This is a genomic window from Rhodoferax sediminis (genome assembly GCF_006970865.1).
Classification (GTDB): domain Bacteria; phylum Pseudomonadota; class Gammaproteobacteria; order Burkholderiales; family Burkholderiaceae_C; genus Rhodoferax_A; species Rhodoferax_A sediminis.
Genome location: NZ_CP035503.1, coordinates 1,104,790 through 1,118,271 on the forward strand (window position 1 = coordinate 1,104,790; position 13,482 = coordinate 1,118,271).

Consider the following 13,482-nt stretch of genomic DNA (forward strand, 5'->3'; position numbering starts at 1 on the left):
ACCCGCGGTGTCTCCTCGAACGCACAGACCTTTTCCCTTATGTGGGCTAGCGCACAGACTTCATTGGGACGACACGGAACACTGCAGCACGCGACGCATTGTGCGAAAGCGACAACGCAGACTGTCAACTTGCGCATCGATCAGGCGTCGGTCCGTGGCATTGATGGTTTTCTGGATTAGAAGAAGAGGGTCAACAAATGAATAAATTCGAGCGCTGTTCCAGCGTCCTGCCGTGGTTCATGGCATTGCTGCTGAGTGTTTTGGTGGTGGGTTGTGGCGGCGGAGGGCGTGATCCGATTCTGGGCATAGGCGGTAGCGGAGTCGCCGGAGCCGCTCTTGTTCCACCCCCTGGCGCGATCATCCCTGGTGCCACATGTGCAGCAGCAGCTGGGCCCACCACCCCCACGGTGACCCTGACGGATCCCACCAGTGGCAACCAGTTTGCCACCACCAGCACCAATGGGGTTGCTGGCGGCGGCAAATTGGTCACTGCCACTTTCAGTCTGGCGATGAATGCCGCAACGATCAATGCGACCACCTTCGCGCTGGCGCCAGCGGGCGGGGCGGCGCTTGTGCCTGCGTCGGTGACCTATAACGTCGCCACCCAGACGGCAACTTTGACAACATCGTCAGCGCTCCTGGCCGGCACGTCCTATACGGCAGTTATCCAGGGTGCCACAAGTGCCAATGGCGTCCCGATCGGCTGTAACTATGCATGGAGCTTCAAGACAGTCACACCCGCTGCTGCTGGTCCGGCACCGGTCAACCTCGGTTCGGCCGCCCCGTTCGGGATTGCGGCTACTGCCGGAGTCACCAACACCCCCACCGCGCCCATCAGTCACATCAATGGGAATGCCGTGCTGAATCCAAATGCGACGTGCAATGCCGTGACAGTTGATAACGTGGGCGGTTTTGGCCTTTGCGCAGGCTCACCTCCGACCATCAGCGGGATCGTCGTCACGCCCACGTACCCGGATACAACCACTGCAAATGCTGTCACCAACGACTTGCGGTCGGCGTTTCTCAGCATCACGCCTCCGGCCGGGCCGCCAGCCGCTGGTTCATTGGGAGGAGGCACACCGATAGCAGCCCCCACCGGTTTGGGCGCCACGACCGGCAGTGCACTCGTGGCCGGACAGAACCTGTTCTATCCTGGCGTGTATACATCCAACACGTCGATTCTGATCGGGAACGACCTCACGCTGGACGCCCAGGGCAACCCCGATGCCGTTTTTGTCTTCCAGTCGGCAAGCACCGTCGGTTCGGCAGCCGGTGCCGCTTCCCCTGGAACTCACACCCGCATCCTCCTGATCAATGGAGCCAAGGCATCCAATGTCTGGTGGCAGGCGGGCACTTCGGCAACGCTTGGAACGAACTCTGAATGGCAAGGCAACATCCTGGCCTCGGCGAATGTCACGATGACTACCGGCGCGACCTCGTGTGGCAGGCTGTTTGCCGGGGCGTTTACGGCTGGTGCATTTGTCTTCGACTCCAACGTCGTATCCGTGCCGGGGAATGCAAATGCACCTCCCACGTGCAAGTGAAAAGGCCTGACGCAGTCCGACCAACGCAAAAGCAGTGATATCAGGAAGCGCCCGAGGCACGGGTGAAATCCGATGAATTTGAGCAGGCCATTTTGGAGAAAAACATGAAATTAACAAGAATCTCAGGAAGACTGGGTTTGGCGGCAATCGCCGTCATCACCAGCCAATTCGCGATGGCGGACGATCTGGGCTGGTATGGCGGGGCCAACGTGGGCCGGTCCGCTGCGACCATCGATGACGCGAGAATCACCAGTGGGCTGCTGACCCGAGGTCTGGCAACGACCTCGATCACCGATCAGGATCGCTCTACCGGCGGCAAGGTTTTTGGCGGTTACCAGTTCAATAGGAATTTCGCCCTTGAAGGCGGCTATTTCGATCTGGGCAGGTTCGGCTTTACGGCGACCACAGTACCTGCGGGAACGCTGACAGGAAATATCCGCTTGCGGGGATGGAATCTCGACGCGGTCGGCATTTTGCCGGTCACCGAAAAGCTGTCGGTGCTTGGCCGGGTCGGCGTGACCAATAGTCAAGCCAGGGACTCATTTTCCGGCACGGGAGCGGTCACTGTGCCCTACCCCAGCGCCAACCCGAGCAAGCGTGACACGAACTACAAGTTTGGCGTGGGGGTTCAATACGCATTCAATGATGCACTGGCCATGCGCGTCGAGGCCGAGCGCTACCGCGTCAACGATGCCGTCGGCAATAAAGGGGACGTTGATCTGGTCTCGGTCGGCCTGGTCTACCGGTTCGGCGCGAAAGCGCAGGCCCCGGCCCCGCGCGAGGCTGCGCCCGAACCAGTGGCCGCCATCATGCCGGCGCCTGAACCCGTGGCCGTGATGCCGCCGCCTGCGCCACCCACCAGGGTCACTTTCTCAGCGGATTCCCTTTTCGATTTTGACAAGGCGGCCGTCAAGCCCGAGGGCAGGCAGGCGCTCGACAAGTTTGCGGCAGACCTGAAGGGCGCCAGCTTTGATGCGATTGCCGTCACGGGGCACACTGACCGGATCGGCTCGCACGACTACAACCTGAAACTTTCGACGCGCCGCGCCGAAGCGGTCAAGAGCTACCTGGCGGAATCCACAGGGATCCCGGCCGGCAAGATTGCCGCCAAAGGCATGGACGGATCAGATCCCGTGACGAAACCCGGCGATTGCAAAGGCAACAAGGCTACCAAGGCATTGATTGCCTGCCTGCAGCCCGATCGCCGCGTGGAGGTCGAAGTCTCCGGCACGAGGTAAAACGCGCCCGCCCGGATCTGCACGGGAATCCGTTTGCCCTTTTTTTGACACGACAGCATAGGAGATCACGTGAACCTTCACCTCAGCCTGACGCCCCTGATCTCGCTCATTGCAGGGATCCTCATCCTGGTGATGCCCAGGCTCCTGAACTTCATCGTGGCCATCTATCTGATCGTGATCGGTCTGGTGGGCCTGTTCGGCGTCGGGGCCTTGCACCTGCAATAGGCAATGATGCCGATTAAAAACCGGCGTTGAATGGGACTCATGCGGCGACACAGGCAGACCGCCAATCCACGAACCGCCTCGATCTTCTGTATCAGCGTGGGCTGCGCATCGTCATAGACTGTGTTGCCGTGGCCAGCGTATAACAGTGCATCGCGGTGCCGGCAACGCCTGCTTGCGTCGACTCGCCGCCGAAAGGATGCGAATGAAGATCAATGCAAAGGATTTTCGGGTGCGGGAGGGAGACGGGGTCACCCTCAAAAAGTGGCCCACCACCGTCGATCCCGTATACAAGTCGAAGGAGCAATACCAGGAACTCCTGAGCGAGCACGTGGCGCAACTCAGTTCGCAACAGCAGCTTCTCTACGCCTCCAACCGCTATGCCGTTCTGCTGATTTTTCAGGCCATGGATGCGGCCGGCAAAGACGGCGCCATCAAGCATGTGATGTCCGGCGTCAATCCGCAAGGCTGCCAGGTGTTCAGTTTCAAGCATCCCAGCCCCGCAGAACTGCAACACGATTTTCTGTGGCGTAGCACGCGCGATTTGCCGGAACGCGGCCGGATCGGCATCTTCAACCGGTCTTACTACGAAGAGGTTTTGATCGTGCGCGTGCATCGCAATATTCTGCGCAGTGAGGGGCTGCCGAACACGCCGCGCGGCGACAAGGTGCTCTGGCGCGACCGCTACCGCTCGATCGCGAATCTGGAGAGACATCTGCACGACAACGGAACGCGCATCGTAAAGTTCTATCTCCACCTCTCGAAGGACGAGCAGCGAAAACGCTTTCTCGAGCGGATCGACGAGCCGGAAAAAAACTTCAAATTCAGCCTGGCGGACATTGAAGAGAGAAAATTCTGGAGGCACTACATGAAGGCCTATGAGGAGTGCCTCAGCGCCACAAGCACGAGCGCAGCACCCTGGTATGTCGTACCCGCCGACGACAAGGAAAACGCCCGGCTGATTGTCTCCAGGATAGTGCTCGATACGCTCGAGGAACTCAAGCTTGCCTACCCCAAAACGAGTCCGAAGCGCCGCCAGGAATTGCTGACTATCCGCGAGCGTCTCGCGAAGTGAGAGCGGGTGTTCGCCAGCGCACGGACGGGCGGCTCGATGGCCCCTACACGTCTTCATGGAAGTGAGGCCATGGAGCCCGCAATGCAGCCGCAGCGCAGTCCAAACCTCACCCCGCCTTCATCGCGTCCCTGGAGGTCGGCCGTGCGCGACGTCGATGCGGCAAGGTCTTACACGAACAGGGAACCGATACCGATCAGCAGAGCGGTCACCACCACCTTCGTCACGAATCGGGGTGCCGCCACAGACTGTTCATCGCCTCCGCGGCTACTGAGCCGGCGGAACGACCACTATGGTGCTGCCATTTGTGGCTCCGCGCGCGCCAGTGTTGCCTCTTGCACCGGTGCTACCAGTGGCGCCGGTGTATCCGGTTGCACCCGTGTTACCGGTAGCGCCAGTGTCACCGGTGGCACCCGTGCCACCTGTGGCGCCGGTATATCCGGTGGCACCCGTATTACCCGTTGCGCCGGTATATCCGGTGGCACCCGTATTACCTGTCGCGCCAGTGTGTCCGGTGTGCCCGGTGGCGCCGGTGTCACCTGTATTGCCTTGTGGTCCAGGGGGTCCCGCAGGAACGGTAAAGCAGGCGCTCAAAGAGAGTGTCATTAGCGTAGCGATGATCAGTTTCGAATATTTCATGATGATTCCTTCTGTTTAGGTTACGAGAACTGCCTACATCAGTGAGAGCAATTCCCTAGAATTGATCAGTTTCTGGCAGCAATAACCGGCGTCAGGAGATCGGACCTTCGCCACGGGAAAAAACGGATCAGCCGCTGATTGCTTCAGGACATGACCGTTAACGATCAGGCTACGCGCCCGTGGCCATCCAATCTGTGCGCTAGCGCGCATAGCCTGGTTCTTTACCAGACCGCTCCATGGCGGCGCCCACGCAAACGCACCAGGAAGCGGCTCCGCTTGTCTGGACAACTTTCCCCGTTTAATCAGTGGACTGCGGGCCGGTTGCCAAAAAATCAGGGCTTTGCCCGGCGGCGGCCGGCGCTTGCGACGAACCGGCCTGGCGCTGTATGCGACGCAGTGTCCGCCGATCGTTGCGGCCGGGGTCGCACTGCCGCTGGCAGTTTGTCATAGCCGAATGAAAGCTCGCCCGGCCAACCCGGGGCGCCGGCGCAGGCCCACCCCCCGCGCCATGGGCGTCCATGGCGCGTTCAACAGGCGTTCAGTACTACCGCGGGCGGCTCAGTGCGCCGCCCCGTGTGTCCAGTTGTTGTAGTCCTTGTCGGTCAAGAGTGTCCACAGCGCGAGCGCCAGGATCACGATGCCGCTAATCACCGCCGCGAGCATGGCGTCGCGCTGCGCGCTGAACTGCAGTGCCCAAGGCGATATGACCAGCCAGAGCCCCAGAATGCCTTCGGTCCACTCTTCCCAGGCGCGCGGCACGATCATCGCCCCCAGCGAGGCGGCGATCAGCGCCAGTCCGATGATGACCGCGTTGGCCATGGCCGTCGTCATGTCCTGGAAGCCCAGGGCCCACGGCGAGAGAACGACCCATACCCCCAACAGGGCGTTCACCGGGTCTTGCCAATGTTTCAACTGCTTCATGATGACACCTCCTGTCGCCGGCGGAAACGCCAGCCGACGAAATTTAGACAGGATCCGTTGCGCTTTGTTCCGTGATGTAACTGGGCCACAGGCGGGCCCGCCTGCGCATGCTCAGGGTTTTGGCAGGAACGACGCGATGAACACGCGCGACTGCGTGCCGAAATGCTGCATCAGGTCCGACACCAGCTGGGTCATGTCGTCCTGCATGGCTTGCGGTGCGCGCTGCATCACGGCGAACAGGTCGATGTCGGGCTCGGTCTGTTCCAACACGTAGGCCGGGTCGGAGATGTATTTGGCGGGCAGGGCGTGCTCCAGCATGCGGTCGGTCCGATCCGCCCAGTCGTGCGCCTGCTGGCTCACGACCTGGCGCGGGGTGGCGTCCGACCAGGGGGCCTGCGCGGCATCCTTTGATGTATTGCGCGTGGCGCGCAGCAGGGCATCGGTGGGGTTCTTGTGTAAATACGCGTCCCGCATGCGGTGGTACTGGTAGTTTTCGAGCGCCAGATGGCGGTTCGAGACCAGCCGGATGGCCCGGTCCTTGGCCCCGGGCCTTCCCGCGATATCGAGGGCGTTGATCCACAGCATGCGCGCCGTGCCCACGCCCGGCAGCACGGTCGCGTGGTAGGGCTGCGTCAAGTCCTGCACGTAGTGCAATGCCCATCCCGCAAAGCGCCAGCCCCAATACGGATGCCCGCTCTTGAGCGCATATGCCGCCAGCGACCGGTACAGGTGGATTCGGTATTCGGGGTAGGTGCGGCGCAGGAATCCGGCTGCCTTGTAGATGATCCAGGACTCATGGAAGAAGCCCATGTGAAACGGCGCCTGCGTCGAGAACTCGAGTGCCGGGTCGCCGAATGGCTGCTTGCCGAAACCGTAGAGGTGCCCATAGGGCGTGCCGTTGTCTTCCCACAGCCCGATGTCCAGGCCGTCGTCGGGCTCCCCGGACGCGCTGGCGATGACCTCCAGCACCGCGACTTGCTCTCCCGGGCGAAGGCGCTGGTATTGGGTTTCGCGGGCCGTGGTGTCGCGCCGCAGTGTCGTGACCTCGGTCCAGGGCAGGTTTGATCCGGGCGGTGGCTGCGTGCCGGGGCGCATCTGCAGGAACAGCGGCAATTGGCAGTCGGGATTGATGCGCAGGGCCGCCATGAAGCGCTGCCTGCGCGTGGCGGGCGGGCCGCCGGCCTGGAACTGCAAGGCATCCGGCCGCGGCGGATACGCAGGGACGTAGCGGCGGGCCCATTGCTCCTCCTGCGCCAGCAGGGCCTGCAGGCCCGTGTCTTCGGCCGCAAGGAACGCGTCCAGGGTTTCCGCGGCAACGGGGGGCGCCGCGGCGATCGCTGGCATCGCAGCCAGCGCCTGCCAGGTGCCCAGGGTGTGGTCGCTCCAGGCGAAGGACAGGGTCGCGGTGCCCGTCAGCGCGACGAAAACCAGCCAGCGGATGCTGCGGCAATACCGGTACAAGGTGTTCGGGCTGTTCCGGCTCATGCCAGAGGATCGTGGTGGCATGCGTGCCTTTCAGAGAATGCGGTTGAACCACAAGAGCGACAGTCCCGCAGCGGCGACGCTCAGCAGCGCGGCGGCGAGTGCCAGCAGGGCGGAGATTTCGGTCTCCTTTTTCTCGGCGGACAGCCGTGAGCGCAGGGTTTCATAGACGTTTTTCAGGCTGTCCGCGGTGCCGGCATAAAAGTACTCGGCCCGGGTGCTGTTGGCGATGGCCTTGAGCGTGTCTTCGTCGAGCCGCACGCGCATCGACCAGCCATCAAAGCCGATGGTCTCGCCATCGACCGTGCCCACGCCCACGGTGTACACGCGCACCCCGCGATCGGCCGCCATGCTGGTCGCCTCCATGGTGTCCACGCCGGTGGTGCGCTGGCCATCGGTGAGCAGGATGATGGCCCCCGTGTTGTACGAGCCAGGTGTCACCGGCGTGAATTTTTTCCCCGCCCCGGGCGCGCTTTTGTCGATCGCGATCCCGTGGGGGCCCCCCGCGCCGTCGACCATCGCCTCGAGGTCGATGCCGGCGTCGGGGAACAGGGTCGCCAGCGACAGCACGATGCCGTTGCCGATGGCGGTGCCCGGCTGCAGCTGGAAGCGGTCGATGGCGCTCACCAGGTCATCGTGGTTCAGGGTCGGGGCCTGCACCACCGAGGCCGTGCCCGCAAAGGCGATGATGCCCACGCGCACGCTGCGCGGCAACTCCGCGAGAAACGCCTTGGCGGCGTTCTGGGCCGCGACCAGACGGCTGGGCAGCACATCGGTGGCGCGCATGCTGCCCGACACATCCATCGCCAAAATGATGGTGTCCTGCTGCATCGGCAAGGTGATCACGGCCAGGGGGCGCGCCGCCGCCAGCAGCATGGCGGCAATGGCCAGCAGCAGCAGCAGCGGCGGGATGTGGCGGCGCAGGCTCTGGCCCGGGCCCATGGCCTCCTTGACGATGGACAGGCTGGCATAGCGCAGCGCCAGCTTCTTCTTGCGGCGCAACAGCCAGATATACAGCGCCGCCAGCAGCGGCAGCGCCAGCAGCAGCCACAGCAGCTGGGGCCAAAGAAAGGTGACGGGCGAGGTCATGGCATCGTCTCCGTAATAGCTGGCTCAGGCCGCCACATGCAGGTGCGCGGACAGCGGGCTGACCGGCGCGCCGGCGCCCGGGAGCCGGCTGCGGCGCTTGCGCAAGTCGGTAAAGCGCAGCACCGATGCCACCAGGTCATCGTCGGTGCACAGCTCCAGCGTGTCGACGCCCGCGCGTGCCAGCGCCTGGCGCAGTTCCGCCTCGCGCTGCGCCGCAATCCGCGCAAAGCGCTTGCGAAAGCCCGCGTCGTGCGTGTCTACCAGCAGCTGTTCGCCGGTTTCGGCATCGCGGATGGGGATGAGCCCGAGGTCGGGCAAATCCAGCTCCATCGGATCGAGCAGCCGCACCGCCACCACGTCGTGGCGCCGCGCCAGCTCGCCCAGCGGCTTTTCCCAGCCGGGTTCGCTGATGAAATCGGACACCACAAACAGCGTGGAGCGGCGCCGCACTACCGCGGCGGCCGATGCCAGCAGCTCGTGCAGCCGGGTGCCGCCGGTGTCGCCGGCGAGCGGGCGGTTTTGCATGGCGTGCAGCAGGTGCAGCACATGCCGGCGCCCGCCGCCCGGCGGAATCACGGTGTCCACCCCGGCGCCGTACAAGAGCGCACCGACGCGGTTGCCGTGACGCGTCAGCAGCCGCGCCAGCACGGCCACGAACTCGGTGGACACGTGGCGCTTGCGCTGCTCGCCCGAGCCAAAATCGACCGAGGGGCTCAGGTCCAGCAAAAACCAGGCGCTCATCTCGCGGTCTTCGGTGAACACGCGCACATGGGTTTGCTGCAGCCGCGCCGTGACGTTCCAGTCAATGTGGCGCACGTCATCGAAGTGCTGGTACTCGCGCAGGTCGGCCAGGTCCAGCCCGGCGCCGCGCAACAGCGTGCGGTAGTCACCCTGCAGCAGCCCGTCGAGCCGGCGGATCACGGTCCATTCCAATCGGCGCAGCACGTGCTCGGTCCCGGGCGTCGACGCCAGGGCGGGCGCGGCGGACGCGGGGGGGACGGGTTGGGTGCGGGTCCACATGGCGGCCTCAGGCGGCGAGTTTTTCGTGGGCCAGGGGCTTGGCCGGCGGCGACACCCTGGCCATGATCCGGGCGGTGAGGGCATCCGCCGTCAGCCCTTCCGACAGCGCCTCGTACGACAGCACCAGGCGGTGCCGCAGCACATCGGGCACGAGGTCGCTCATGTCCTCGGGCAGCGCGTAGCTGCGCCCGCGCAGCATGGCCAGCGCGCGCGCACCTTCGGTCAGGTTGATGGTGGCGCGCGGGCTGGCGCCAAAGGTGATGAAGCGGGCCAGATCCTTCAGGCCATGGCGGTCGGGCGTACGGGTGGCGGAGACCAGGCGCACGGCGTACTGGATCAGCGAGGGGTCGACATAGATACGGCGGCACTCGTGCTGCAAGGCGGACAGCTGCTCGGTGGTCGCCACCGCAGTCACCGCCACCGCCGGACCGATGACGCGCTCCACGATCACGAATTCCTCCTCGTCGCTCGGGTAGTCCACCAGCACCTTCATCATGAAGCGATCCACCTGCGCCTCGGGCAGCGGATAGGTGCCCTCGGTCTCGATCGGATTCTGGGTAGCCATCACCAGGAACGGCTCGGGCACCTTGTGCGACACGCCGGCAATCGTTACTTGGCGCTCCTGCATTACTTCCAGCAGTGCGCTTTGCACCTTGGCCGGCGCGCGGTTGATCTCGTCGGCCAGCAGCAGGTTGGTGAACACCGGCCCCAGCGAGGTACTGAACTCGCCGGTTTTCTGGTTGTAGATGCGCGTGCCGACCAGGTCCGCCGGCACCAGGTCGGGCGTGAACTGGATGCGCTTGAACTGGCCGCGCACCGTGCTGGCCAGGGTCTTCACGGTCAGCGTCTTGGCCAGGCCCGGCACGCCTTCGACCAGCAGGTGCCCCTGCGCCAGCATCGCAACCATCACGCGCTCGAGAAAGCGGTCCTGCCCGACCACTACGCGCTTGACCTCGTACAGGATCTGCTCCATCACCTGTGCGGTGTCGTTGTTGTCGGCGGGGGTCTGTGCGTCCATGGGGGGAGTCCTTCAGAAGGGCGACATGCCAACCGCCGAGGCGGCATTCTCGATCGGTACCGCAAAGCCGATGCCGATAAAGGTGCGGGCCGGTGTCGGGTTGAGGATGGCGGTGACGATGCCGACGACTGCACCATCCATTGTGACCAGTGGGCCACCCGAGTTGCCGGGGTTGGCGGCAGCGTCGAACTGGATCAGGTTGGACAGTTCCTGCCCGCCGTTGGGCGCGCGGAAAACGCGGTTCAGACCCGACACCACGCCCGCCGACGCCGATGGGCCGATGCCGAACGGAAAGCCGACCGCCATCACCTGATCGCCGGGCGCCAGGTCGGCGGTGGAACGCAGGGTCGCGGGCATGAGGTCGTCCGGGATGGTGCTGGCCTGCAGCACGGCCAGGTCGTTTTCAGGCTGCATGCCGATGACGGAGGCGCGCGACATCAGTCCGTCGAAAAAAACCACCCGGATGACCTCGGCGTCCTGTATCACATGCAGGCTGGTCAGGATCACGCCCTTGTCCACGATGACCACACCGGTGCCGACGCCGCGCTCGACCTCGCCGTTGCTGCGGCGGCTCTTGCCATAGGCCATGACCCGCACGACAGAGGGGAAAATCGCGTTGTAGGCCGCGGTGGCGGGGGAGGGCAGGACCGTGGTTTCCAGTGTTTTGAGCACTGCCGCGTCAATGTCTTTTTGCGTGACCGTGCGCGTTGCCGGGCGCAGCGCCAAGCCCAGGCTGAGCGCGAGCATGACGGCCAGCACGGCAATGACCGACCACAGCACACGTGGGCTGGAAAGTCTGCGCCGGCGGGACGGTGCCGGGGCGGTGGCTGGCGCCGCATCGTCGGCGGGCAAGGCGCCATCCGGCCCGCGGCGGGAGCGGCTGTAGAGGGCGGGCTTGCGCATCAGGTCACCTGTGAGGGATGTTTTCAATACGCACTGGAAACGACACAATGACGGTATCACGGTTTGCCCGTCCCTGCATCCAGTTTGCTCGCCTGTTTCAGGCATTATGGCGACCATGACGGTCTGGATCGATACCCACTGCCACCTGGATGCACCCGAGTTCTGCAACGATGTCCTCGCCATGCGCGCGCGGGCGGCTGCCAGGGGCGTCGCGCATTGCGTGCTGCCGGCCGTGCAGGTGGCCAACTTCGCGGCGGTGCGCGAGCTGGCGCACCAGTTTGGGGACAGCTATGCGCTGGGCATCCACCCCCTGTGCGTGGCGCAGGCCGCAGATGCGGATCTGGCGGCGCTCGATGCCGAACTGGCGCTGCGCCGGGCCGACCCGCGGCTGGTCGCGGTGGGCGAGATTGGGCTCGACTACTTCGTTCCCGAGCTCTTGCAGAGCCCACTGCGCGAACGCCAGGAGTTTTTCTACCGCGAACAGCTCAAGCTGGCGCGCCGGCACGGCTTGCCGGTGATCCTGCATGTGCGGCGCTCGGCCGACCGGCTGCTCAAGCACTTGCGCGATCTGGCGGGGCCGGATGAGCTTTGGCGCGGTATCGCCCATGCCTTCAATGGCAGCGAGGTGCAGGCCACCCAGTTCGTCGCATTGGGCTTGAAGCTCGGTTTTGGCGGTGCAGTGACGTTCGAGCGCGCGCTGCAACTGCGCCGTCTGGCCGCCACCTTGCCGTTGGACACCATCGTGCTGGAGACAGACGCACCTGACATTGCGCCGCACTGGCTTTACAAAACCGCGCAGCAACGCGCGGCCGGCGCGTCGCAGGGCCGCAACGAGCCGGCCGAGCTGCCGCGCATTGCACAAGTGGTGGCCGATTTGCGCGGTATGGCTCTGGACGATTTGGCCCAGGCGACGGTGCGCAACGCCCTGGCGGCGCTGCCGCGGCTGGGGGCGCTGCTGTGAGCGCCGTCCGGCCGCCCGAAGGCGCGAAGGCCCCCTCGGGGGCAGGAAGCCACACGCAGTGTGCGAGCGTGGGGGCGCTATGACTGTGATGTTGCGGGGGTTGCCGCCGCTGCTGTCGCCCCAGACCCGCTTGCTGGTGCTGGGCAGTTTCCCCGGTGCGGCCTCGCTCGCCGCGCAGCAGTACTATGCCCATCGGCAAAACCAGTTCTGGAAGATTCTTCAAGCCATTTGGCCTTCCAGCCCATACGGGACGGGCACTGACAGCTATGAAGATAGAAGCACATGGCTGCTCGCCCACGGCCTGGGCGTATGGGACGTGTACGGCGCCTGCGAGCGCGAAGGCAGCCTGGACGCCAGCATCCGCAACCCGCAGGTCAACGATTTCTCAAACCTGCGCCGGCGCTGCCCGCAGTTGCAGGCGATCGTCCACAACGGCGGCGAAAGCTATAAGCACGCGCGTTACACCGCCGAACTGGGTTTACCGGTCTATAAATTGCCGTCCACCAGCCCCGCCAACGCGTCCTGGAGCTTCGAGCGCAAACTCGCCGCCTGGCGCGAGGTATTTGAACAACATGGGCTGATTTGAGTTAATGGCACGCATAAAAAAAACAGACGGGGAACTCCCGGAAGTGAATTTCTCCGACTACGGCGACGTGCGCTACCTGCACCTGGGCACCGAGTGGGTACAGGGCTCGATGCTGCTGGATGCGCCCTTTGACATCGAGCTGGAGTATGTGCAGCGCATGATGGCCTGGCTGCTGTTTGTCGAGCCGTCCAGCGTGGCCAAACGCCACGCCATGCAACTTGGTCTGGGCGCCGCCTCGCTGACCAAGTTCTGCCGCAAGAAGCTGCGCATGAAGACCACCGCGATCGAGCTCAATCCGCAGGTGATCGCGGCCTGCCGCCTGTGGTTCAAGCTGCCGCCCGATGATGCGCGGCTGCAGGTGGTGCTGGGCGACGCGGCCGAGGTGGCGCGACACCCGCACTGGCACGGTACGGTGGACGCGCTGCAGGTGGACCTGTACGACCACGAGGCCGCCGCGCCGGTGCTCGACAGCGAGGATTTCTATGCCGACTGCCGCCGGCTGCTGACCGAAGACGGCTGCATGACGGTGAACCTGTTTGGCCGCTCATCCAGCTACGAGCGCAGCCTGGAGAAGATCGCGGCGGCATTCGGTCCCGACGCAGTCTGGGCCTTCAAGCCGACGCGTGAAGGCAACACCGTGGTGCTGGCGCTGCGTACACCCAGGGCCGTGAAGCGGGTGGAGCTTGCCGCGCGTGCAGAAACCATCCAGACTCTGTGGCATCTGCCCGCGCCCAAGTGGCTGCGGGTGTTCAAACCCCTGCAACCCTGACTACTTTCCCCACGACCT

The 13,482-nt window shown here is 64.4% G+C and carries 13 protein-coding genes; 7 read left to right on the forward strand and 6 right to left on the reverse strand.

The window, feature by feature from the left end; genetic code table 11:
- The first annotated feature begins 197 nt into the window (after positions 1-197).
- The 4 genes from EUB48_RS05340 (at position 198) to EUB48_RS05355 (ending at position 4,079) form a co-directional block, all read left to right on the forward strand.
- Positions 198-1,544: an ice-binding family protein gene (locus tag EUB48_RS05340; RefSeq protein ID WP_142817946.1), complete on the forward strand. Its 1,347-nt coding sequence runs from the start codon at positions 198-200 to the stop codon at positions 1,542-1,544.
- Positions 1,545-1,648: 104 nt separating this feature from the next.
- A complete protein-coding gene (locus EUB48_RS05345) occupies positions 1,649-2,782 on the forward strand; it encodes an OmpA family protein (RefSeq protein ID WP_142817947.1) in 1,134 nt (377 codons plus the stop codon).
- 69 nt (positions 2,783-2,851) lie between these two features.
- Positions 2,852-3,007 (forward strand): DUF3096 domain-containing protein, encoded by a 156-nt coding sequence (locus tag EUB48_RS05350; RefSeq protein ID WP_142817948.1) that lies wholly within the window; start codon positions 2,852-2,854, stop codon positions 3,005-3,007.
- A 202-nt stretch (positions 3,008-3,209) separates the two neighbouring features.
- On the forward strand, positions 3,210-4,079 hold the full coding sequence (locus EUB48_RS05355; protein WP_142817949.1) for an ADP-polyphosphate phosphotransferase: 870 nt from the start codon (positions 3,210-3,212) through the stop codon (positions 4,077-4,079).
- A gap of 1,194 nt (positions 4,080-5,273) precedes the next feature.
- Here the strand turns inward: EUB48_RS05355 and EUB48_RS05365 are convergent.
- From EUB48_RS05365 to EUB48_RS05390, 6 genes are all read right to left on the reverse strand, one after another.
- Entirely contained in the window at positions 5,274-5,636 is a 363-nt protein-coding gene (locus EUB48_RS05365) for an SPW repeat protein (RefSeq protein ID WP_142817951.1), read from the reverse strand.
- A 111-nt stretch (positions 5,637-5,747) separates the two neighbouring features.
- Positions 5,748-7,121 carry a hypothetical protein gene (locus EUB48_RS05370; RefSeq protein WP_142817952.1) on the reverse strand — a complete coding sequence of 458 codons (1,374 nt, stop codon included), beginning with the start codon at positions 7,119-7,121 and terminating at the stop codon, positions 5,748-5,750.
- A 30-nt stretch (positions 7,122-7,151) separates the two neighbouring features.
- Positions 7,152-8,207 (reverse strand): VWA domain-containing protein, encoded by a 1,056-nt coding sequence (locus EUB48_RS05375; protein ID WP_142817953.1) that lies wholly within the window; start codon positions 8,205-8,207, stop codon positions 7,152-7,154.
- A 24-nt stretch (positions 8,208-8,231) separates the two neighbouring features.
- A complete protein-coding gene (locus tag EUB48_RS05380; RefSeq protein WP_142817954.1) occupies positions 8,232-9,227 on the reverse strand; it encodes a DUF58 domain-containing protein in 996 nt (331 codons plus the stop codon).
- A 7-nt stretch (positions 9,228-9,234) separates the two neighbouring features.
- Complete coding sequence (locus tag EUB48_RS05385; protein ID WP_142817955.1) at positions 9,235-10,245, reverse strand: AAA family ATPase; 1,011 nt, start codon at positions 10,243-10,245, stop codon at positions 9,235-9,237.
- 12 nt (positions 10,246-10,257) lie between these two features.
- On the reverse strand, positions 10,258-11,148 hold the full coding sequence (locus tag EUB48_RS05390) for a S1C family serine protease (RefSeq protein WP_142817956.1): 891 nt from the start codon (positions 11,146-11,148) through the stop codon (positions 10,258-10,260).
- Between the two features lie 115 nt (positions 11,149-11,263).
- Here EUB48_RS05390 and EUB48_RS05395 point away from each other — a divergent pair, with 115 nt between their 5' ends.
- From EUB48_RS05395 to EUB48_RS05405, 3 genes are all read left to right on the forward strand, one after another.
- Complete coding sequence (locus tag EUB48_RS05395; RefSeq protein ID WP_142817957.1) at positions 11,264-12,109, forward strand: TatD family hydrolase; 846 nt, start codon at positions 11,264-11,266, stop codon at positions 12,107-12,109.
- Between the two features lie 88 nt (positions 12,110-12,197).
- The gene (locus EUB48_RS05400) at positions 12,198-12,695 is read left to right on the forward strand and encodes a DNA-deoxyinosine glycosylase (RefSeq protein WP_142821103.1); all 498 of its coding nucleotides are present in this window, start codon (positions 12,198-12,200) and stop codon (positions 12,693-12,695) included.
- A gap of 4 nt (positions 12,696-12,699) precedes the next feature.
- Positions 12,700-13,464 carry a spermine/spermidine synthase domain-containing protein gene (locus EUB48_RS05405; protein ID WP_142817958.1) on the forward strand — a complete coding sequence of 255 codons (765 nt, stop codon included), beginning with the start codon at positions 12,700-12,702 and terminating at the stop codon, positions 13,462-13,464.
- The last annotated feature ends 18 nt before the right edge of the window (positions 13,465-13,482 follow it).

Excerpts from the sequence above, each read along its gene's own strand:
- EUB48_RS05340 (WP_142817946.1), top strand. The coding sequence starts at position 198 with ATGAATAAATTCGAGCGCTGTTCCAGCGTCCTGCCGTGGTTCATGGCA.
- EUB48_RS05345 (WP_142817947.1), top strand. The coding sequence starts at position 1,649 with ATGAAATTAACAAGAATCTCAGGAAGACTGGGTTTGGCGGCAATCGCC.
- EUB48_RS05355 (WP_142817949.1), top strand. The coding sequence starts at position 3,210 with ATGAAGATCAATGCAAAGGATTTTCGGGTGCGGGAGGGAGACGGGGTC.
- EUB48_RS05365 (WP_142817951.1), bottom strand. The coding sequence starts at position 5,636 with ATGAAGCAGTTGAAACATTGGCAAGACCCGGTGAACGCCCTGTTGGGG.
- EUB48_RS05370 (WP_142817952.1), bottom strand. The coding sequence starts at position 7,121 with ATGAGCCGGAACAGCCCGAACACCTTGTACCGGTATTGCCGCAGCATC.
- EUB48_RS05375 (WP_142817953.1), bottom strand. The coding sequence starts at position 8,207 with ATGACCTCGCCCGTCACCTTTCTTTGGCCCCAGCTGCTGTGGCTGCTG.
- EUB48_RS05380 (WP_142817954.1), bottom strand. The coding sequence starts at position 9,227 with ATGTGGACCCGCACCCAACCCGTCCCCCCCGCGTCCGCCGCGCCCGCC.
- EUB48_RS05385 (WP_142817955.1), bottom strand. The coding sequence starts at position 10,245 with ATGGACGCACAGACCCCCGCCGACAACAACGACACCGCACAGGTGATG.
- EUB48_RS05390 (WP_142817956.1), bottom strand. The coding sequence starts at position 11,148 with ATGCGCAAGCCCGCCCTCTACAGCCGCTCCCGCCGCGGGCCGGATGGC.
- EUB48_RS05395 (WP_142817957.1), top strand. The coding sequence starts at position 11,264 with ATGACGGTCTGGATCGATACCCACTGCCACCTGGATGCACCCGAGTTC.
- EUB48_RS05400 (WP_142821103.1), top strand. The coding sequence starts at position 12,198 with ATGTTGCGGGGGTTGCCGCCGCTGCTGTCGCCCCAGACCCGCTTGCTG.
- EUB48_RS05405 (WP_142817958.1), top strand. The coding sequence starts at position 12,700 with ATGGCACGCATAAAAAAAACAGACGGGGAACTCCCGGAAGTGAATTTC.